This is a genomic window from Klebsiella sp. GN_Kp190, assembly GCF_040061795.1.
Lineage (GTDB): Bacteria > Pseudomonadota > Gammaproteobacteria > Enterobacterales > Enterobacteriaceae > Klebsiella > Klebsiella michiganensis.
Genome location: NZ_JBEAFN010000001.1, coordinates 65,656 through 86,524 on the forward strand (window position 1 = coordinate 65,656; position 20,869 = coordinate 86,524).

22 protein-coding genes and 1 tRNA gene are annotated in these 20,869 nt (G+C 52.4%); 15 read left to right on the forward strand and 8 right to left on the reverse strand.

The genetic code is table 11. The features are described from left to right. Positions 1–4: 4 nt before the first annotated feature. Positions 5–928: a dihydrodipicolinate synthase family protein gene (locus ABLU67_RS00310; RefSeq protein WP_004849574.1), complete on the forward strand. Its 924-nt coding sequence runs from the start codon at positions 5–7 to the stop codon at positions 926–928. On the opposite strand, the gene ABLU67_RS00315 is transcribed toward ABLU67_RS00310, so the two are convergent. Further along, the gene (locus ABLU67_RS00315) at positions 912–2,009 is read right to left on the reverse strand and encodes a hypothetical protein (RefSeq protein ID WP_014228691.1); all 1,098 of its coding nucleotides are present in this window, start codon (positions 2,007–2,009) and stop codon (positions 912–914) included. The genes ABLU67_RS00310 and ABLU67_RS00315 overlap by 17 nt on opposite strands. 68 nt (positions 2,010–2,077) lie before the next feature. Between ABLU67_RS00315 and ABLU67_RS00320 the strand changes: the two genes are divergently transcribed. The 11 genes from ABLU67_RS00320 to ABLU67_RS00370 all read left to right on the forward strand — a co-directional run bounded on the left by ABLU67_RS00320 (position 2,078) and on the right by ABLU67_RS00370 (position 12,689). Next, complete coding sequence (locus ABLU67_RS00320; protein WP_014837999.1) at positions 2,078–3,286, forward strand: pyridoxal phosphate-dependent aminotransferase; 1,209 nt, start codon at positions 2,078–2,080, stop codon at positions 3,284–3,286. A gap of 324 nt (positions 3,287–3,610) precedes the next feature. Next, a complete protein-coding gene (locus tag ABLU67_RS00325) occupies positions 3,611–4,342 on the forward strand; it encodes a GntR family transcriptional regulator (RefSeq protein ID WP_014837997.1) in 732 nt (243 codons plus the stop codon). Then, positions 4,339–4,776, forward strand: coding sequence for a PTS fructose transporter subunit IIA (locus ABLU67_RS00330; protein WP_014228688.1), 438 nt, complete (start codon positions 4,339–4,341; stop codon positions 4,774–4,776). The genes ABLU67_RS00325 and ABLU67_RS00330 overlap by 4 nt, the downstream gene beginning before the upstream one ends. 3 nt (positions 4,777–4,779) lie before the next feature. Further along, positions 4,780–5,562, forward strand: coding sequence for a PTS sugar transporter subunit IIC (locus tag ABLU67_RS00335; protein ID WP_032749726.1), 783 nt, complete (start codon positions 4,780–4,782; stop codon positions 5,560–5,562). Then, positions 5,555–6,334, forward strand: a complete 780-nt coding sequence (locus ABLU67_RS00340; RefSeq protein ID WP_014228686.1) for a PTS system mannose/fructose/sorbose family transporter subunit IID — start codon at positions 5,555–5,557, stop codon at positions 6,332–6,334. The genes ABLU67_RS00335 and ABLU67_RS00340 overlap by 8 nt, the downstream gene beginning before the upstream one ends. 27 nt (positions 6,335–6,361) lie before the next feature. Further along, positions 6,362–6,853, forward strand: a complete 492-nt coding sequence (locus ABLU67_RS00345; protein ID WP_014837995.1) for a PTS sugar transporter subunit IIB — start codon at positions 6,362–6,364, stop codon at positions 6,851–6,853. 3 nt (positions 6,854–6,856) lie between these two features. Further along, the gene (locus ABLU67_RS00350; protein WP_024359662.1) at positions 6,857–7,561 is read left to right on the forward strand and encodes a sugar isomerase domain-containing protein; all 705 of its coding nucleotides are present in this window, start codon (positions 6,857–6,859) and stop codon (positions 7,559–7,561) included. Between the two features lie 9 nt (positions 7,562–7,570). Continuing rightward, entirely contained in the window at positions 7,571–8,737 is a 1,167-nt protein-coding gene (locus tag ABLU67_RS00355) for a glycoside hydrolase family 88 protein (RefSeq protein WP_064405583.1), read from the forward strand. Then, a complete protein-coding gene (locus ABLU67_RS00360) occupies positions 8,734–9,492 on the forward strand; it encodes an SIS domain-containing protein (RefSeq protein WP_348852099.1) in 759 nt (252 codons plus the stop codon). Before ABLU67_RS00355 ends, ABLU67_RS00360 begins: the two co-directional genes overlap by 4 nt. A gap of 50 nt (positions 9,493–9,542) precedes the next feature. After that, positions 9,543–10,955: an OprD family outer membrane porin gene (locus tag ABLU67_RS00365; RefSeq protein ID WP_064358350.1), complete on the forward strand. Its 1,413-nt coding sequence runs from the start codon at positions 9,543–9,545 to the stop codon at positions 10,953–10,955. Positions 10,956–11,396: 441 nt separating this feature from the next. Further along, positions 11,397–12,689, forward strand: a complete 1,293-nt coding sequence (locus ABLU67_RS00370) for a haloacid dehalogenase-like hydrolase (RefSeq protein ID WP_348852100.1) — start codon at positions 11,397–11,399, stop codon at positions 12,687–12,689. A 245-nt stretch (positions 12,690–12,934) separates the two neighbouring features. Here the strand turns inward: ABLU67_RS00370 and ABLU67_RS00375 are convergent, their stop codons facing one another. From ABLU67_RS00375 to ABLU67_RS00390, 4 genes are all read right to left on the reverse strand, one after another. Further along, a complete protein-coding gene (locus tag ABLU67_RS00375; RefSeq protein WP_148851919.1) occupies positions 12,935–13,393 on the reverse strand; it encodes a hypothetical protein in 459 nt (152 codons plus the stop codon). Positions 13,394–13,446: 53 nt separating this feature from the next. Then, positions 13,447–14,238 (reverse strand): ATP-grasp domain-containing protein, encoded by a 792-nt coding sequence (locus tag ABLU67_RS00380; protein WP_148851918.1) that lies wholly within the window; start codon positions 14,236–14,238, stop codon positions 13,447–13,449. A gap of 326 nt (positions 14,239–14,564) precedes the next feature. Further along, a tRNA-Ser gene (locus ABLU67_RS00385) sits at positions 14,565–14,652 on the reverse strand. Between the two features lie 141 nt (positions 14,653–14,793). Continuing rightward, positions 14,794–16,422: an ABC transporter substrate-binding protein gene (locus tag ABLU67_RS00390; RefSeq protein WP_148851917.1), complete on the reverse strand. Its 1,629-nt coding sequence runs from the start codon at positions 16,420–16,422 to the stop codon at positions 14,794–14,796. A 267-nt stretch (positions 16,423–16,689) separates the two neighbouring features. Here ABLU67_RS00390 and yccA point away from each other — a divergent pair, with 267 nt between their 5' ends. Together yccA and tusE are read left to right on the forward strand one after the other, a co-directional pair. Then, on the forward strand, positions 16,690–17,349 hold the full coding sequence (gene yccA / locus ABLU67_RS00395; RefSeq protein ID WP_004100829.1) for an FtsH protease modulator YccA: 660 nt from the start codon (positions 16,690–16,692) through the stop codon (positions 17,347–17,349). 88 nt (positions 17,350–17,437) lie between these two features. Continuing rightward, on the forward strand, positions 17,438–17,767 hold the full coding sequence (gene tusE / locus ABLU67_RS00400) for a sulfurtransferase TusE (RefSeq protein WP_004849563.1): 330 nt from the start codon (positions 17,438–17,440) through the stop codon (positions 17,765–17,767). Here the strand turns inward: tusE and yccX are convergent. The 3 genes from yccX to ABLU67_RS00415 are packed head-to-tail and all read right to left on the reverse strand — an operon-like array spanning position 17,764 to position 19,454. Beyond that, positions 17,764–18,045, reverse strand: coding sequence for an acylphosphatase (gene yccX, locus ABLU67_RS00405; RefSeq protein ID WP_004849561.1), 282 nt, complete (start codon positions 18,043–18,045; stop codon positions 17,764–17,766). The genes tusE and yccX overlap by 4 nt on opposite strands. A 49-nt stretch (positions 18,046–18,094) precedes the next feature. Next, positions 18,095–18,883 carry a helix-turn-helix domain-containing protein gene (locus tag ABLU67_RS00410; RefSeq protein ID WP_014837988.1) on the reverse strand — a complete coding sequence of 263 codons (789 nt, stop codon included), beginning with the start codon at positions 18,881–18,883 and terminating at the stop codon, positions 18,095–18,097. Positions 18,884–18,899: 16 nt separating this feature from the next. Continuing rightward, positions 18,900–19,454, reverse strand: coding sequence for a YbhB/YbcL family Raf kinase inhibitor-like protein (locus tag ABLU67_RS00415; protein ID WP_014228676.1), 555 nt, complete (start codon positions 19,452–19,454; stop codon positions 18,900–18,902). Between the two features lie 191 nt (positions 19,455–19,645). Here ABLU67_RS00415 and rlmI point away from each other — a divergent pair, with 191 nt between their 5' ends. Then, positions 19,646–20,848, forward strand: a complete 1,203-nt coding sequence (gene rlmI, locus ABLU67_RS00420) for a 23S rRNA (cytosine(1962)-C(5))-methyltransferase RlmI (RefSeq protein WP_064358353.1) — start codon at positions 19,646–19,648, stop codon at positions 20,846–20,848. The last annotated feature ends 21 nt before the right edge of the window (positions 20,849–20,869 follow it).

Sequence of the window (20,869 nt, forward strand, 5' to 3'; positions counted from 1 at the left end):
AAAGATGAAAGATATCAACGAGTGCCGTGAACGCCTGCGCGGCATTTTCAACATCACCGTCACCCCGTTCACCGCCAGCGGCGCGATCGACTTCCCGGCGCTGCGTGAAAATATCGAACGCGTGATTGATCTGGGCTATGACGGCCTGCTGATTGGCGGCACCTACGGTGAGTTTCCGGTAATGACCGTCGAAGAACGCCGAGAGCTGTTTCATGAAGTGATGGGCTGCGTGGACGACCGCGTGGCGGTGATGCTGTGCAGCGCCAGTTCCGACCCGCGCGACGCCCGCGAGCTGACCCTGCTGGCAAGCGAGCTGGGCGGGCTGCCGATGGTCACCGCCCCCTTTGTTAGCGAAATCACTGACGAACAGATCGTCAGCTACTTCAATGAGATGGCGCCGTTATCCAAAACCGGCATTCTGGTATACAACGCGCCGGGCATCGGCATCACCCTCTCCCCGGCGCTGCTGGAACGGCTGGCAGAGATCCCGAACGTGGTCGGCATCAAACAGGGCGATCTCAACCCTACCGCCATCGATCAGATTGCCAACCGCCTGCGCGGGCGGCTGCGTTTGTTCTGTGCCTCCGATCTGGCTTTCCTCGGGCCGATGATGGCCGGGTTTGACGGCATCAGCACGACCAACAGCGGCGCGCTGCCGGAGCTGATCGTCAATACCTTCCGCGCCGTAGAACGGGGCGACGCCGCCACCGCCCGCGATTTGCATCAGCTGTGGTACGCGTATCGGGCGCTGGCGCGCAAACACGGTCAGCCGCAGCTGGTGAAAGCGGCGATGGCGCTGCGCGGCTTTAACGGCGGCACCGTACGCGCACCGTTAAAACCGATCGGCGACGCGGCGCTGGCAGAGCTGACCCGCGTAATGCAGGAGCTTGCCAGCGACCATCGCAGCGGGGTTACGCTGGCGCGTTAAGCGCCGCCTGTAGGAACGCAACGAACAGCGGATGGGGCGCATCCGGGCGGGACATCAGTTCCGGATGCCCCTGAACCCCGTGCCAGAACGGCAGCTCAGGCTGGGAAACGGCTTCCACGATACCGTCGCTTTGCGCGCTCACGCTGACCCCGCCGGGAGACAGCGCCGGCAATAACTCGGGGTTAAAGCAGTAGCGATGGTTGTAGTGCATTTCGCGGATATCGCCGGGGATAAGCCCGGAGGAAAAAGGGAATACGCCGCAGCGATGACGGCCATCGGCAAAGGGAACAAAGCTGTGCAGGGCTTCATCGGGGGCGACTTCCGCGGGAATGGCCGATTCAAAACCCGGGCTACGGCGCACGGCTGCGGTCATCATGCTCTGCATTCCCAGGCACAGCCCCAGCGTTGGCTGCCCGCGGGCCAGGGTCTCTTCCGCCACGCGGATTTGTCCGTTGACCGCCGCCATCGAGGAACCGCCTGGCAGCACCACGCCCTGGAAGGCCTGAAGCTCGTGTAATCCCGTGGACAGGCTGACCGGCGCAAAGAAATGGACCTCCAGGTTCAGCCCCAGCGACGCCGCGGCATCGCCCAGCGAGCCGAGCGTGGCGGGATAGACCAGACGGTGGTCCGCCTCGCGGCCAATCAGCGCGATGCGCAAGGACCCGCCGGCAGACGACGACACGCCGCTATCCCAGCGGCCATAGCGGTCGGCGGTGAGATCTAACAGCGTGTGTTGCCCATCGCTGAGCGTCAGACGGTGGCGGCTTTCGTCGCTGTAAAGCCGCTGGCCCGGCAGGTCGGCGATAAGCGGCGCCTGCGAGGACGCCAGCACAATGACGGCGTCTGATGACGGCAGGCGGGCGATATCGCGCACCTCTTCACGCAGCGTATCGCTGCGCCAGAGGCCGCTGGTCACGCAGTACCCTGCACGAATGACGTGCTGGTGGCTATCGGGTACATCCCCGGCGAAGTCGGGGCGAAGGCTCCAGAGGGGCAACCCAAGACGATTGGCCCACAGGCTGGCGGTGATACCGTAGCGGGCGGGCGCGGAGCTGTTATCGAGAATAAAGATCGGTGACACGGCGAGTTTCCTGCTGATGTTGGGTACCTAATTGTATTAATTGAATCATTAGATACAAAAGAGGATTTATGAATAACAGTCAAATCGCCCGTCGTATGCAATCCGTACGGCCTTCTCCGACCGCGGCCATTTCTGACCAGGTACGGGTACTGGAAGCCGCAGGCAAGCAGGTTATCAACCTGGGCGAAGGGGAACTGGATTTTGCTACCCCACCCCATATTAGCTATGCGGGCATTGAAGCTATCGTGCATCACCAGACTAAGTATACCGCCGTTTCCGGCACCGCAGCGCTCAAGGCGGCCATTGCCGCCAAGTTCGCTCGCGACAATCAGCTGCGCTACCGTCCGGAAGAGATCATCGCCGGGAGCGGCGCCAAACAGCTTATTTTCAACGCCTTTCTGGCAACCCTGGACGCCGGGCAGCAGGTGATTATTCCCGCGCCCTACTGGGTCTCTTACCCGGATATGGTCTCTCTGGCCGACGGCGAACCGGTGATTGTGCCCTGCGATGAACAACACGGCTGGAAGCTGACGCCGGAACAACTGGCCGCCGCCCTCACCCCGTCAACGCGCTGGTTGATCCTCAATTCGCCGGGCAACCCGACCGGGGCGATTTACAGCGAGCGGGAGCTACGCGCGCTGGCAGACGTGCTGGCGGACTACCCGCAGGTGCTGGTGATGGCCGACGACATTTATGAGCCGCTGCGTTACGACAATACCCCGTTCACCACGTTTGCTCAGGCCGCGCCGCAGCTGGTTTCGCGCACGCTGACGGTGAACGGCGTGTCCAAAAGCCACGCCATGACCGGCTGGCGTCTGGGCTATGCGGGCGGGCCGCAGTGGCTCATTGCCGCCATGCAGATCCTGCAATCACAAAGCACCTCCAACCCCAGCGCGATTTCGCAGGCTGCGGCGGTCGCTGCCCTTAACCATTCGGCGGACTTCTTAGACGGCTGGCTGCACACGCTGGATAAGCGCCGTCAGCAGGTGCTGGGGATGATTGCCGCCACCGAGGGCCTGAGCGCTGGCATTCCCCAGGGCGCATTCTATGTGTTTGCCAACTGCCAGCGGCTCATTGGGCGAGTGACGCCCACCGGCGAAACTCTCCGCGACGACAGCGGACTGGCGAACTGGCTGTTAGAACACACTCAGGTGGCCGTGTTACACGGGTCCGCGTTCGGCATGCCGGGGTATTTACGTATTGCCTACGCGGTGGAAGATGGGCTGCTGACGCAGGCCTGTCAGCGGATTGCCGAAGCCTGCGCGCAGCTGCGTTAGGGCACGCAAGCACCACTTTGGCGCCCTGTAAAAAGAAAACCCCGCGCGATGTACTGGCCGGGGTTGTTGAATGCGGGCGCTCCGTTTTCTCAGCTCGCCAGCGCAATAGCGCGGCAATCAGTTTGCGTTCACGCCCGGCCGCTGCGGCAAAAATTCCTCGCCCCTGCCCCCTCCGTCGGGGCGAAATTGCGAAATGCATCACAGTCCAGGAAATAACTTAACAGGTTAACCGGTTAAGTTGAGTTGAGAGGTTGATCGGACAATCGGGTACGGGTATCGTAAGCCTACGAAATAAAATAAATGTAAACAGAAACTGGCGAAACAATGAAAGCAACGGCACAGTCAACGAAATACCAGGTGATAAAGGCAGCACTGTTAGATGAAATAAGAAACGGTACTTTTAAACCCGGGGAAAAATTCTACAGTGAGTCGGAATTAAAAGAGCGTTACTCCGTCAGTTCCGCCACGGTTATTCGCGCTATTCACGAAATGGTGAATGAAGGCTACCTGATTCGCTATCAGGGTAAAGGCACTTTTGTTTCGAAAGCCAAACGAAATGAGAACATTATTTTCTCAGAATCAGATAACGATTTAAAAGGCATGCAGTCGGTTAAAGTTATCGCCTGTGAACTGGAAAACGATCCGTGTATTAAAGAAAAACTCGGGTTAAATGATGATGAAAGATATTATCGTATTGCGCGCTTAAAGTTTGATAATAACAAACCTTATGCATTACAGATTTCGCATATTCCGGCCCGCTACTTCGCCAGTCAATTGACGATTAAGAATTCGGCACTCAGCTCTATTTATGAGGCTTTTAAGGTTAACAATGGTCTTGATATGTACACCATGCCCTATCGGCAGACCATCTGCGCCCTGACCGATGCTGCGCCAGAAGTCCTGCAGCACCTTGAGCTCACGGCTCACCAGCCCGTTATCATGATGAAACGCTACACCCACGACGAGCAAGGTCAGGTGATTGAATATATTGAGACCTGGAAACGGTTAGAATCATTTTATATTGAAATAAGAACGCCAGATAAGGGGGCAGGATGAACCAATTATTATTAATCTCACATGGGGGTTTCGCCAGCGGTGCCAGACAGGCCACAGAATTAATACTCGGAGCGCAGCCAAACCTTCATGTAGTTGAACTGGATGGTGAGAAAGGGATAGCAGTATTTAAACAGGAACTTCTCGATAAAATCACCATCCTTAGCGCAGCAAAATCCAAAATTATTATCCTCTCTGATTTAAAAAGTGGTTCGCCGTATAACTCCGCAATGGAGATTATTGTCACTAACAACCTATGGAATAATATCACCCTGCTCTCTGGGATGAATTTAAATTTAATTCTGGAAATGGCCATGGCAATTGATGAAAGTCACTCGCCAGCCTCGCTGAATGAAATAATAACTACGGCGCGTGATGGTATTTACCATTTACAGCAGGCAGCGCTTGCCGCCCACACAGACGACGGAGACGAGTAAAAAATGGAGCACATTGCGGTCTGGCAGATAGCGTTACTGACGCTTTATTCAGGGCTGGCGATATACGACGGCAACAACACGACGCTTGGGTTAGTGAAACCGAGCATGGCGGGCTTCTTTGCCGGTCTCATTATGGGCGATATGACCACCGGGCTTATCGTCGGCGGCACCCTGAACCTGCTGGTACTGGGCGTGGGTAACTTCGGCGGCGCGTCGATCCCGGACTACATGACCGGTGCGGTGCTGGGTACCACTTTCGCGATCATCAGCGGCCAGGGCGCGGCGTTTGGCGCCACCATTGCGGTGCCGATTGGTCTCTTAATGGTACAGCTGGATATCCTCGCCCGCTTCAGCAACACCTTTATCCATCATAAGGCCGACAGGCTGATTGAAGAGGGTCAAGTGAAGGCGGCGGCCAGGATGAACCTGCTGGGCCAGGTGCCTATTTCGCTCTCGCGTATGCTGCCGGTGCTGTTGGCGCTGATCCTCGGGGCAACCTTTGTTAATGACTTCGTGACCTGGATCCCCGCGTCCATCATGAACGGTCTTAAAGTCGCCGGTGGCCTACTGCCTGCGCTGGGTATCTCCATCCTGCTGCGCTATTTACCGATTAAGAAGAACATCTCGTTTCTGATTCTGGGCTTTTTCCTGGCGGCCTATCTGAAAGTGCCGGTGCTGGGCGCCGCGCTGCTGGGTCTGGCAATTGCGCTTTACGTCTTCAACTCAGAAAAACAGGTAACGCAAACTACCGAATCCCCGGCAAATGGAGCAATGGGCGATGAATAAAGTACTAAAACGCGTGTTCTGGCGCTGGTTCCTGTTCGGTCAGTCTGGCTGGAACTACGAAAAAATGCAGGGTCTGGGCTATCTGTACAGCATCTATCCGTTCCTTGAGAAAAAGTACGCAAAACCCGAAGAGCAGAAGGACGCGGCGAAGGTACACAGCCAGTTCTTTAACACCAACAACACCATGGCGCCGGGGATCCTCGGGGTGAACATCGCCCTGGAAGAGCAGACCGGGCTTGCGGGCAAAGATGCGGTTGCCGGGATCAAAACCGGTCTGATGGGGCCGCTGGCGGGCATCGGAGATACGCTGTTCTTTGTTATTCCGACCACCATTATCGGTTCTGTCGCGTCGTACCTCGCGCTGCAGGGCAACCCGGTGGGGCTTGTCCTCTGGCTACTGTTCGCCCTGGTTCGCATGCTGTTTATGCGCTTTAGCATCAGCAAAGGGTATCAGGAAGGGGTCAACCTGCTGGGGTCTTTGACCAATAGCCTCAACAAAATTACCCGCGCAGCCAATATTCTCGGGCTGACGGTTATCGGGGCGCTTATCCCCTCGGTGGTGAAGGCGAATCTTAATTTCGAATTCAGCTACGGCGAGGTGTCGCTCAAGCTGCAGAGCATTGCCGACCAGATTATGCCCGGGCTTATTCCGCTGCTGGTTGTGGGGTTCACCTGGTGGCTGCTGGGGCTCAAAAAGATGAACTCGACTCGGGTCATTTTTGTCCTGATTGCTTTAGGTATTATCGGCTACAACCTGAATATTCTCGGTTAAGTAACACATTGATTTAAGGAACTTATCATGAAAGGTATTGTGCATATTCGTGTCGATGACCGGCTGATCCACGGCCAGGTGGCCACCCGCTGGGTAAGCCACTTCAACGCCAACCGTATTATGGTGATTGACGACGCCGTAGCTGCAAACGATGTAGAGAAAATGCTGCTGCGCAGTGCAGCCCCGGAAGGCTGCAACACCTCTATTCTCTCTTTTGAGAAAGCCAGCGCCAATATCCTCGCCGGCAACTACGACGGTCAGCGCGTACTGATCCTGCTGAAGACCCCGGAGCTGGCGCTGAAGCTGATGAACGCCGGAATTGCCCTCCCCCAGCTCAATATCGGCAATATGTCCAACAAAGACGATCGCCGCCAGATCAAACGCTCGGTCAGCGTCAACGATGCTGAGATCGCGGCCATCAACGCGCTGCTGGAAAAAGGCGTGGCGGTGACGGCGCAGATGACGCCGGAAGAGCCGAACGCCTGTATCACCACGTTTTTAAAAGCCGATAAGGGATAAGGGATGTCACCACATCAGCAGCAGTATTATCAGCATGTTTTAGCGACGCTGAATCAGGTGTTTCTTACTCAGAGCGCTGAAGTTGAGCAGGCGGCGGCGCTGTTTGCCGAGTGCGTCAAAGCCAACGGCATTATTCACGGCTTTGGATCCGGCCACTCGTTTGCCGCCGCGGTTGAGCTGGCCGGTCGTGCGGGCGGCCTGGTCAATACCAAAGCCATTGACCAGTTCTATGGGCCAACCGGCTGGTTTGATTCGCTGAAAGGGATTGGCGACATCTTCTCCGGGCTGCTCGATCTGCGCGAGTCAGACTGCTTTGTGATTATCTCCAACTCCGGCACTAAACCGCTGCACGTTGAGCTAGCACGCAAGGTCAAAGAGAGGGGGCTGAAGCTGGTGGTTATCACCCGCTACGCCGGTGAGTCGACGCCAACGAGCGAGAGCATTCGCGACTATGCCGATGTCATTCTCGATAACGGCTGCCCGTCCGGTGACTGCACGCTAAGTATGGATAACGGCAACATCATGACCGGTCCGGTGTCCTCGCTGTCTGCGGCCTTCATCATCAATAACGTGGTGATCCGCTGCATCGAGATGCTGCTGGAACAAGGTATCGCGCCGCCGGTGATGCGCAGCATCAATCTGCCCGGCGGTAAAGAATACAACGACATGCTGATGAGTCAGTACAAAGAGCGCGTATTCACGCTGTAGGGAAAAATCATGAAAGAGAGTCTGTCGAATCGCCTCACACCGCTGCCCTTTCCTGCCCTCACGCCCGACGCCTGTCGGGATGAGCTGACGGCGTGCGCGCGACGCATCGCGCGTAACATGGGTCTGTACGGCGAGAAATTCCCCTCAGCCTGCACGATCCATAATCGCTACGTTCTGAAAGAGAATAACGACTGGACCAACGGATTCTGGACCGGGATGCAGGCAATGGCCTGGGAGTTCAGCGGCGATCGCGCCTACCTGGACGGCGTTGAACGCAATGTGGCGAGTTTTAAAGCCCGCCTGGCGGCGCACCACGTCCTCGATCACCACGATATCGGCTTCCTTTATAGCCTGTCGGCAGTCGCGTACTGGAAACTGACGGAGCGCGAAGCGCTAACCCCGCTTATTCTGGCGGCGGCCGATCTGCTGGTAAACCGTTTTCACCCCAGCGCCGGTTTTATCCAGGCCTGGGGGACGCTTAACGACCCGCAGGAGTACCGGCTTATTATCGATTCATTGATTAACCTTCCCCTGCTCCACGTGGCGGCAAAGATCAGCGGTGAATCACGTTATCGGGAAGTGGCTGAACGCCACTATGCGGCGGTCATCAACAACATTTTTCGCGAAGACGGCTCCACTTTCCATACCTTCTATTTTGACCAGACAAGCGGTGCGCCTTCGCACGGGAAAACCTTTCAGGGCTACAGCGATAACTCCTGCTGGGCCCGCGGCCAGGCGTGGGCCATTCTCGGCATCCCGCTTCACTGGTCGGCTACCGGCGAAACCGACCACTACGAACGGTGGCAGCAGGCCTGCGAGTATTTCTTCCGCTACCTGCCGGAGGACGGCGTTCCCGCCTGGGATCTGCTGCTGGCTGCAGATCCGGACGCCCCGAAAGACAGCTCCGCGCTGGCGATTGCGGTCTGCGGCCTGCTGGAAGCGCATAAGCACTTTCCGGATGCCGGTTACCAGAAACTGGCGCGTCAATGTCTGCTGGCATTAATGCGCGGCGCGTCTGCCCGCGATGATGATGTCTGCGAAGGCTTACTTAAACACGGTGTTTACGCCTATGCCCTCGGTAAAGGCATCGATGAATGTAATCTCTGGGGAGATTACTTCTATATGGAAGCGTTATACCGAGTCTACCAACCACAATGGTCAGGATACTGGTTATGACAATAATTCAGAGCTATTTAGATATCGTCCAGAAAAAACTTAACGACATTACTCAACAGCAAAGCCATAAAATCACTTCCACCGCCGTGGAACTGGCAAAAATCATTAACCAGGGAGGTGTAATTTATATTTTCGGCTGCGGCCACTCACATATTTTCGCTGAAGATGTATTTTATCGTGCCGGAGGAATCGCCCCGGTTCGGCCAATATTTATCGAACCTTTAATGTTACATCAGGGGGCGGCGGCCTCATCATATTATGAAAAACAGAATGACTATATTGCTGAGCACCTGGAGAGATTCTCGATCACCAGTAAAGATGCGCTGATTGTTATCTCAACTTCCGGGATTAACCCCGCTCCGGTCGATGCAGCGCTCTGGGCAAAACAGCACGGGGCATTTACCCTGGCGCTGACCAGCTTTCTGTATGCCGAGACCCAACCGTCGAAGCACAAGGCTGGCCTTAAGCTGCGGGACTGCGTGGATGTCGCCATTGATAACCAGGTGCCAATCGGTGATGCGGTGCTTTCCCTTACGGAGCATGCAACGCCGTTCGCGCCGGTTTCCTCAATGACCGGGCTGTTTATTATGCACACCCTGTTCGCGGAAATCATAGCGAACCTGGGGAGTGAAAATAAATCTCTGCCGGTATTTTTGAGCGGTAACATTGCGAATTCCTCAAAACATAATGAATATCTTCTCGAAAAATATGGTGCGCAAATCCCGGAGCTCATAAATAACACGAGTTTTAAATAAGCAGTACATCCCCTCGCCCTATAATACATGGTTTTATAAGGTATATAATAATGACAAGTCATAGACTCAGAGTTTCTCTGTGTACACCGCTGTTTCTTTTTATTGCCGCAGATGCCTTTGCGGAAGAAGAAACGGATTATGAAGCGCCTTCTCAGTTTGAGAAAGCGTTTTATGATGAAGGAAAATTAAATCTCAATACCTCACTATATATTCGTCATCGTGCTGTAAAAGACCCCGCGACCGGTAAATACGGACTGGGTCCAGCCGGGATCCAGAACCAGACCGGTAACGTGGCAATTAGCTATATTTCAGGCTATTACCAGGACGTTATTGGCTTTGATTTCTGGGGCAACGCCAACATTAAGCTCGGGCATACCGTCGGTCAGTCGGAGATCCTTTACTACGACTACGATTGCGGCGAGCCGGGCAAGTTCAGCCCGTGCGAGAAGTCCTACATGAGCGTGTCGGTTGCCGCACTCAAGCTCAACCTTGGCGATGCAGGCACCAACTTCAAGCTGGCCGCGGGCTATACCCCCATTAACTCCGGTACCGTAAAAAGCAGCTGGGGCCTCAACCCTCACGCTTTTCGCGGGTTTGACAGTGCCCTGACCCTCGACAAACTGAGGCTGACCTACGCCTGGGCCGACCGCTTCAAGAACGACTGGAGCCGTGATTTTAAACCGATGACTACGGCCTGGCACCAGAACAACGCCGCCGGACTCGATGACAACGGCAAAACCATTAAAGCCGGTGCAATCATCGATTACATTCACACGGTGGGCGCAGTCTATAACTTTGGCAGTACCGTGCTTGACGTGGGCTATGGCGAAGGTAAAGGCTACCGTCGCAACTGGCAGGCACAGGTAGAGCGTCACGATACGTTGACAAAGGATGTCTCCCTGCAGAGTAAGCTCTTCTACCAGGGTGCGCGCTACATTGAAGATCTGTCGAAAATTAAAGATCCTGCAACGGAATATTATGTGGGGGTTGGTTTTAACCTGAGCCACGACAACACCGTGTGGTCCCTTGGCTATAGTCAGAACTACGCCCCGAACACCGGAGATTACAACTTCCGCTTAACCCCGTGGGCGAACTCCGATAAGCGTGATTATCAGCCGACGCTGTCGCAGCTGGAAGACTTTAACGTTTCCGGCGCCCGCGCGGTTCGTTTTGGCGTGAGTTATAACTTTGCCGATCTTAATCTACCGGAGTTAACCCTGGGCGGTGCCGGAACCTACGGCTGGCACGTGGTTAGCGATGTCAGTAAAACCGGTTCGGCGAGAAAGTACGACGGGAACATGGTGTCGTTCGATCTTTCCGCTCGCTATCTGGTGGCGGACGGCATGGCGAAAGGCCTCTCCTTTACCCTGCTCCCGGCGCTCTTCCGGGCGACAGACAGCAACTATAAAACCGATCGTAACGACGTGAAGTTTATCGTCGGCTACAGCATCAATATCTTCTGAGCCTGCCCCCCTCAACAGCGCATGAGGGGGACTTTGCGAGGGGAACCGCACCTGTCAGCTTCAAACGGCCAGAGCGGGTTACTCAACCGAATGGCATACAGAATAGCGGCACATAAGAAAAAACCCCGAGCGATTAAAGAGCTCGGGGTTTGTATGACCGGCTTGCACGATGCCGAAGAAAGCAAAAGAACCATCAGGACTAGCCGTAGATAGATAAGTGACATTAAAATAACACTCGGAGATAGTTCGAACTGTTTTGGGCCTGCTACCTTGTCATACTAAACATTTCTCTGTAGATAATTCTGGCTTACTCCCTCACCATTTTCATATATTCATAAAATATGATAACCATCACATTCATGATCAGGATGCCAATTTTTGATATAGCTAGCTTTTACTTTTTGCTACAGATGGTAATGCACCCTAAAAAAGGAATTAATCATGAAAATGACAATAATATATGCACTACTATCCGTATTTTTTGGAGTATATGGAACAACGGCCAGTGCCAGTAACACAAATCAAGTGTCACAAAATTTAGAAACTACAATTCCCCAACAAAAGCAAATAGTTACCGGCAATTGGGACGAGTTCAACTCAAGAAAAATTGACAGGCTCATTCAAGAAGCAAAGCAGAAGCCTGCGCATTCTTTATATGCTGTTTTTGATTTTGACAACACAACAGCTTTTCTGGATATCGAAGAGGCAACGCTTATCTATCAACTAGAAAACCTTAAATTTTCGATGAAACCTGAGATATTGAAACAGATAATTTACAAAGATATACCGCCTTCAAACTTTAACTCGGATTATAATAATAAAAATCATCAACCGGTTAATATAAACCTCATTGGTCAAGACATTATTGATAGCTACACATGGCTATACAATAATTACAGCGGATTTGCGGGTAATAAAACGCTTGATGAAATTAAAAAAAATTCCAATTATATGAATTTTATAGTGAAAATGAGATATTTATATGATGCAATAGGTGGGTCATTCGACCATGAGGTATCTTATCCATGGGTGACGTATCTTTTTTCTGGCATGTCCAAAAAAGAAGTAGCTGATTTAGTGCACGATACTATTGAGTGGCAAAATAACCAGCCTATCGGAAAGGTGACATGGGTAAGCCCGGCAGATATGGCAGGCCGAGCTGGTATCGTATCAGTAACATGGAAAAACGGATTCAGGCTGATCCCAGAAATGCAGACATTATATAAAAACCTACAGCAGGCAGGTGTTGATGTTTATGTCATTTCCGCTTCAGCTTTAGATGTGATAAAAAGCATCGTTACTACAGAAAAATATGCTTTTTCTGTTCCTGAGTCTCATGTCTATGCAATGCATCCCTTATATGATAAAGAAGGTAGATTGACTCACAGCCTCGATCCATACTATCCCCAGACGCAAGGTAAAGGTAAAACCGAAACCATAAAGAAATTTATACAACAACATTATAAAAATACAGGACCAATATTAGTTGCTGGCGATAGCGAAGGAGATCAAAACATGATGTCCGACTTTAATGACACAAACTGTGTTCTTATTATTAACCGGCTACGCTCATCTGACACAATTATCGGTGAGTTATCAGCTAAAGCCGTTCGTGACTATAATAAAGATGATGCAAAAATATTATTACAAGGAAGAGATGAAAATAAAGGGGAATTTTTACCATCACAAAGTAGCATATTGATGGGCACTAATAACAAAGTATCTTTACCATAGGTATCGACTTACAGCAATGCCTCTTACTTGAAACGGGGGCATTGCTAGTGAAATGATATTAATTACTTTAAATATAACATCATGACCTTGTCATAGTACATTATTTATAATAACGCCTGACGTTGATATTTTTAAAGGATTAAAAATCATAATACTACGCAGTATAATCAAACATTCCTTTTTAAGCATGAACATATTAAATCCAGCGACTTTAATAACAACATTCAATTTATGACATAAGTCCTCTATACAACATCCATTGTTTTTTCATAAAAACCTGAGGTCAAAGAATAACCATTTTCATCCAGATTATTAAACACATCCAAAATTCCGTTAGTTGTATAAACCAACAAATGTGTAAATACTTCTATTTTATTATTTTCAATAACCAAATAATCCACACCAAGTTTTACCGATGATATCCTGTTATTTAGACATCCCCTGATTTCTTTTGGACTATTTGTCACCCAGCGAACTTGATTATACTCAATCGAAAACGGAAGTGTTAGATCATTACTTAACCATAGTTCATCAAATTTAGACCAGGCAATAGAGATTACCTCACCTCCATCAAAGTAGATTCTTATGGGTAAATCATTCCAGGGTTCCCAGTCATCAAAATAAATCTCGGCCGTTTCATACTTGATAATTTTTTTACCAAGCAATTTAAAAAAACAAGTATATATATTGTTAACTTTATTCATACCTTGAGCCTCATATCCTGAAGACTTAAAACCAGGCTGATATTAAAACATACTCATCCAGACACGCTGGTCTTTACAATCATCTTAACGAATTTTTGGACGTCCCATTCTTTGATATCTGAAACTTGCCCATCGCCGATTTCGATCAAACGAAGATTGGATGAAGCTGTCTCAACCATATCTATTGAGAAAAAAGGGGAGCCTATATGCTTCGCTATTTCATGAACAATAGCAGGGATAACATCATCAGCAGAGTAGACATTTCCATAGAATGAAAAATATCTACGTTCTGTTTCGGGTTTTAGGTCCTCAACCTTTCTAAGCACGACACCACCCTCTATTTCTCCGCGATATTGTTTAATATGGGCTAAAATCCCCTGTATTTCCTCGGCATTTTTCGCTATCGAACCACGCGATGTCGTAAGTGATTTAACATAGTCTTTAACAAAATATGAAGGCCATTTTAATCGTGATGTGATTTTTTCGAAATCATCATTCTCAGTAAGTAAAATAGTTTCAGGTGTATAATCACTACATGATCCGTACCAGCCCGTAATATAGTGGCAAGAAGCGTAATCATCAGGAGAAACTAACATTTCCGCACTATGACTTTTAACAGTATTGTATAATGTTTTATATTCTTTCTGTTTAAGCATCCAGCCTCGCCAAATAACTGGTGCATGCGCCTCAAGGTTTCCTGAAAGTTTAATTTTGCTATCTAATAAATGCTGTGATGATAGCAAAACACATTTTACTCCGTTGTCACTTGCACAGTTGAATTCATCCTCATAATTTTCATCAACTCTATTCAGATTAAAATAATCACTTGGGTAAATTATTTGCATGAAACCTATCCTTTTCTTAATATTTGTCTATATTATGGGTAACGTAACACTCTATTGGCAGTGATGTATAATTTATATACTCGCCTGTTTATCTGCTCGGAGTGTGTTAAATGACTTAACGCCGGGGGGATTATTCACTGACGTCTTTACAGAGCCCGCTTCGAAATGCATTAGCCCTCACCTGAATGATGAGTATTTGAAAGGATATTTATTGAGCAAAGGACGGACTTTAGATGTAAAAAAGCCCGTATAAACGGGCTTTTTGTACTACTTTATGCACTATAAAATCAAAACCATTCTTTAAGTTATTGATTTTATTTAGAATTTGGCGGAAGCGTAGAGATTCGAACTCTAGAACCCTTTCGGGTCGCCGGTTTTCAAGACCGGTGCCTTCAACCGCTCGGCCACGCTTCCAATGAGGCGCACTATAAACACCTCTGTTCAGGCTGTAAAGCACCAATTTATTCAACTGCCTTAAAATTAAACAAAAACGCGTTATTCGTCTGAAATTCAGGCAGTTTGCGCAGATTTTCAGCGCAAACCGCCCTCTTCGCGTTAATGTTTTTTGATGTACATATCTTTGGTGTAGTAATACCCCAGCTTATCCGGCGTAAATCCCCCTACCCATGGCTTGACCAGATGGGTGCGCACGTAGTGATAGACCGGAATGGCCGGGACATCCTGACCTAACAGATCCTCCGCCTGCTGGTAGAACTTGCCCCGTGCCGTCGTGTCAGAGGCTTTTGCCGCATTGCGCAGCGCCTCATCGTAGGCCGGGTTGCTGTACTGGCTGGTATTTTCACTGTCGCCGGTGCGGAAGTTATTGAGAAACGTCGCGGCGTCGTCATAGTCGGCTATCCACGCGTAGCGCACGGCGTCAAAATTATGCGTATGCATGGCGTCGAGCATGGTCTTCCACTCCTGGTTTTGCAGCTTCGCCTCAACGCCAAGGTTCTTTTTCCACATTGAGCTGGCGGCGATGGCAATTCGCTGGTGAGATTCGGACGTGTTATAGAGCAGATTAAAGACCAGCGGATGGGTCTCATTATACCCGGCTTCGCTTAATAGCTTTTTCGCCTCGGCGATACGCTTATCGCGTGGCCAGCTGGCGTACTCTGGATTGTGCAGCTTTACCCCGCCGATGTCAGGCTGGCTGATAAGCCAGGCCGGACGCTGCCCCTGCCCCAGCACCTTCTCCGCGATAATGTCTTTATCGAGGGCCATATTCAGCGCCCGCCGTACGCGCGGGTCGTTAAACGGCGGCCGGGTAGTGTTGAATTCGTAATAATAGGTGGCCAGCTGCGGCGAAACATCCAGCTGATCGCCCATGGTTTTTTTGAGCTGGGCAAACTGATTAATCGGTACCGTATACACAATATCGATCTCTCCCGCCTTATAGCGGTTGACGTCGGCGGTTTCAGAGCTTATCGGCAGGTACGTCACCTTATTGATGACCGTATGCGCGTTATCCCAGTAGCGCGGATTGCGCTCGGCCACAATGCGCTCATTCACCACCCACTGCGACAGCTTATAGGGCCCGCTGGTTACGATATGCTCCGGTTTGGTCCATTTGTCGCCGTAGCGCGATATCAGCACTTTATCGAGCGGAACCAAAGATGGGTGCGCCAGCATCGCCAAAAACGCCGCATTCGGCTGAGTTAAGGTGACCTCAAGGGTGACATCATCTATCGCTTTGACACCCAGCGTCTCGGGCGCTTTTTGCCCCTGCGCGATCTCCGCCCCGTTGACGATATGCATATTGCCGGGATAGCTCGCGTAAGGCGACGCCGTTAGCGGCGACACCAGACGCTGCCAGCTCCAGACAATATCCTGCGCCGTGATCGCCGTACCGTCGGACCAGGTCACACCGGGACGCAGGTGGAACGTCCAGACGGTGTTGTCCTTATTCTCCCACTTCTCCGCCAGCCGGGGCTCAATCTCTCCTGTTGGCGATACGCTGACCAGCCCTTCAAAAAGATCGCTGATAATGTTGTTTTCAACGTCGCTTTCCACTTTATGCGGATCCAGCGACGACGGTTCGCTGCCGTTATTTCTGACCAGTTCTTGCTTTTCGGCCAACGCCGTTCCCGGCGGTACCTGAGCGGCCAGCGCCGGGATGACCATGGAGAACAGACCGACGGCCACCAGTACGCGTGTGATGTGATTATATTTTTGTATTTTCATATCCCTTGCCTTTGTTACGCTTCGTGAGTACCCTCTCCAGAGTTAGTCGCAGAATGGCTATAACGCAATATTTTTCAGTGAGTTATCAGATTTCGATCTGACTCCGGAAGGCGAACAAATAAAAATGCCACTTATTCTTTTTTTCCTGGAATAATGTGCTGCATTCAGCCCGCTGACTTTGAGTAAAGATGGGTAAAAGCATTAGGGCTTAGGCCCTGTTTTTTTTATGCTTCGTTATTAATTACATCTGTCATAAGAGAGTGACTCATGGATCGTATAATTACATCGTCGCGAGACCGTTCATCGCTACTTAGCACGCACAAAGTTCTGCGGAACACCTATTTCCTGCTTAGCCTGACGCTGGCATTTTCCGCTATTACGGCGACGGCCAGCACGGTGCTGATGCTGCCTTCTCCGGGTCTGATTCTGACGCTGGTCGGTATGTACGGCCTGATGTTCCTGACCTATAAAACCGCGAATAAGCCAACGGGTATCATTTCCGCGTTCGCCTTTACCGGTTTTCTGGGCTACATCCTGGGGCCAATGCTTAACGCCTACCTGTCTGCGGGTATGGGCGATCTGATTGGCCTGGCGCTGGGCGGTACCGCGCTGGTGTTCTTCTGCTGCTCGGCCTACGTGCTGACCACCCGTAAAGATATGTCCTTCCTCGGCGGAATGCTGATGGCGGGCGTGGTGGTCGTGCTTATCGGTATGGTTGCCAACATTTTCCTGCAGCTGCCGGCTCTGCATCTGGCGATTAGCGCGGTGTTTATCCTGATCTCTTCAGGCGCCATTCTGTTTGAGACCAGCAACATCATCCGCGGCGGTGAAACCAACTACATCCGCGCGACCGTTAGCCTGTACGTCTCGCTGTACAACATCTTCGTCAGCCTGCTGAGCATCCTTGGCTTCGCCAGCAGAGACTAATCCTCTCCCCGTCTGTACTCAGGCCCCGCTTATGCGGGGCCTTATTTTTTGCTACACTGCCGCCATTTTCAGCGGTATGTGAAGAATCATGTTTATCTTTGAAGGCAATGAAATAGAGACCGATAGCGAAGGCTATCTGAAGGACACAACCCTGTGGAACGAAGCGATGGCGGCCGTTATCGCTGAACAGGAGGGCATCAGCCTGTCCGTTGAGCATTGGGAAGTGGTGCGCTTTGTGCGCGACTTTTATCTGGAATTTAACACCTCACCGGCGATTCGTATGCTGGTGAAGGCCATGGCGAACAAGTTTGGCGAAGAGAAAGGCAACAGCCGCTATCTCTACCGCCTGTTCCCGAAAGGCCCGGCTAAGCAGGCGACAAAAATCGCCGGACTGCCTAAACCGGTTAAATGCATCTAATACAAAATGGCGAATTTCTGCCACTCTCTGGTGGGCTGATGGGGCTCGGTCAGAACCCTGTCCACCCGCGCGCTGCGCGGCCCACCGGCCTTCAGCCAGGCAATAAGTTTCTCCACCTGGTCCGGTTCTCCGCAGGCCAGAACCTCCACGCCGCCGTCGTCGAGATTGCGCGCGTATCCCGTTAATCCCAGCTGCAGCGCCTCGCGCTGGGTCGAATAGCGAAACCCGACGCCCTGAACGGAGCCGTATACCCACGCCATCGTGCAAACCGTTGCCATGTTCCCCCCTTTTCGGCCAATGACTCAATACAGAGGATAGCAAATTCCGTCAACGTACATGCTTAGGTAATAATCCATAGTGCTGACGAAAACGGGCGCTAAAGCGCGAGCCTGACAGGTAGCCGCTGCTTTGCGCAATGTCGCCAATGGGTCGCGACGTCGACTGTAATTGCCCCAGCGCGTAGGCCATACGGACCTCTTCCACGATCTGGCGGAAGCTCCGGGACTCCTGCTGCAAACGACGGCGCAGCGTCGATTCGCCAAGAAAGAGCATTTTAGCCACTTTCGCCACGCTCCACGCTTCGGCAGGCGACAGCATAATAATTTGCCTGACCTGACCGGTTATGTCCTCGCGCCGCTCGTTGAGCAGCGGCCCGGCGTAGCCAGCCTGATACAGCGCCAGCAGCAATCCCATCGCCTGATGGTGCTGCAGCTCGGCGCTGAGCCCCTCCCGTACCGCCCGCAGGACGCTTTGCCACATAAACGACATTTCCGGCGCCAGCGGCGCGCAAAGCGACGTCAGACGACCGGTCTGCGGCTCGCTCATATAGCGGTGCTTAAAATCCGCCAGCAGTTCCGGCGTGAGAGAGAGCAGGTCGGAGCAAAACAGCCCGTTTTCCGGCTGATTAATCACCTCGAGCTCAACCTCGGCGGGCAAAATAATCAGTTGCTGCGGCGTTGCCAGCATCTCGCTGGCGCCCTGCACAATGACCTTACTGCCGCGGTTTACCCGGCAGATCGCGGGCGAGAACAGCGTGACGCGGTGCAGTTTGCATAAACGACGGGTAGTGATTTCCGCCGCCGTTAACGCGTTATGGTGAAAATGGATGTTCCGCATCATGCCGCCCTTTTTATTATCTTCCGGCCAGCGCCGTTAACTGCGCGCTGGCGATAGCGTGGCTGTGTAACATAAATCCGACTAACGCCCCGCTGGCCTCGCCATCAATGGGCAACGTCGGGGTATCAAGCGCCCATACCGTAAAGCGGTAGCGATGCGGTTTATCTCCGGCGGGCGGACACGCGCCGCCAAAACCCGCATAGCCAAAGTCATTGCGCCCCTGTATCGCCCCGGCGGGCAGTTTAGCGTTATTTTTGTCTCCGGCGCCAGCGGCTAAGCCAGTCACCTGTTGGGCAATATTCACCACCGTCCAGTGCCACCAGCCGCTCCCGGTCGGCGCATCCGGATCGTAAGCGGTCACCGCGAAACTGCGGGTACCCGCCGGTGCATTTTTCCAGGCGATCTGCGGTGAGATATTGCCGCCGGTGCAGCCGAAACCGCCAAACCAGTGCGTCTGCGCCAGCGTCTGGCCGTCGCGCATATCCGCGCTGCTGACGCTAAACGGCGCGGCAATCACCGTCCCGCTCATAATAACCATCATCGCGGCTGCGACCTTCAATCCTGTTTTCATCGTATTTTCCTCCGTAAGGTGAGGAAATACTGTAAGATCCCGGCATGTTTTTTATTGTGCCAAAGCGCCTGCGTTTTGTGCCGAAACGCTCACTTGTCGATACCGGTGGAATGGTGCTTGCCTCAGCCACTTGTGCTAACCTACGCGCCATTTTTTCGGTGCCGACATTCCCGTTGCTTAAAGGTAGCCCCATGACAGACTCCATTTTCCCCCGCTTAGTGTTAACCAAAGGACGCGAGAAATCCCTGCTGCGTCGCCATCCGTGGATCTTCTCCGGCGCCGTCGCCCGGATGGAAGGTAAAGCCCGTTCAGGTGAGACCATCGATATCGTTGATTCGCAGGGAAAATGGCTGGCCCGCGGCGCCTATTCGCCGTCTTCACAGATCCGCGCCCGCGTCTGGAGCTTCGATCGCAATGAAGCCATTGATAACGCCTTTTTCGAACGTCGCCTGCAGCAGGCGCACACCTGGCGCGAGTGGCTGGCGGCCCGCGACGGGCTCGATAGCTATCGCCTGATAGCCGGTGAGTCCGACGGCCTGCCGGGCGTGACCATCGATCGTTTTGGCGACTTTTTTGTACTGCAGCTGCTGAGCGCCGGTGCCGAATACCAGCGGGCGTCGATTGTCAGCGCGCTGCAAACGCTGTTTCCGAACTGCGCTATCTACGATCGTAGCGACGTCGCGGTGCGTAAAAAAGAGGGGCTGGAGCTGGCGCAGGGGCCGGTTGTTGGCGAACTGCCGCCTGCTCTGCTGCCGATTACCGAGCACGGTATGCAGCTGCTGGTAGATATTCAGGGCGGCCACAAAACCGGCTATTACCTTGACCAGCGCGACAGCCGCCTGGCGACCCGTCGCTACGTCGCCGATAAACGCGTGCTGAACTGCTTCTCCTATACCGGCGGTTTTGCCATCTCCGCGCTGATGGGCGGCTGCCGTCAGGTTGTCAGCGTTGACACCTCGCAGGAGGCGCTGGACGTCGCAAAGCAGAACGTTGAGCTGAACAAGCTGGATCTGTCTAAAGCGGAGTTCATCCGCGACGACGTCTTCAAGCTGCTGCGGAAATATCGCGACGCCGGCGAAAAGTTTGACGTGATTGTGATGGATCCACCGAAGTTTGTTGAAAACAAAAGCCAGCTGATGGGCGCCTGCCGCGGCTATAAGGACATCAACATGCTGGCGATTCAGCTCCTGAATCCCGGCGGCGTCCTGCTGACCTTCTCCTGCTCCGGCCTGATGACCACCGATTTATTTCAGAAAATCATTGCCGATGCCGCCCTGGATGCCGGACGTGATGTACAATTTATAGAACAGTTCCGCCAGGCTGCCGACCACCCGGTGATAGCAACCTACCCCGAAGGACTGTATCTGAAAGGGTTTGCTTGCCGCATCATGTAACTTGAAAAGTGGAGAATCGGC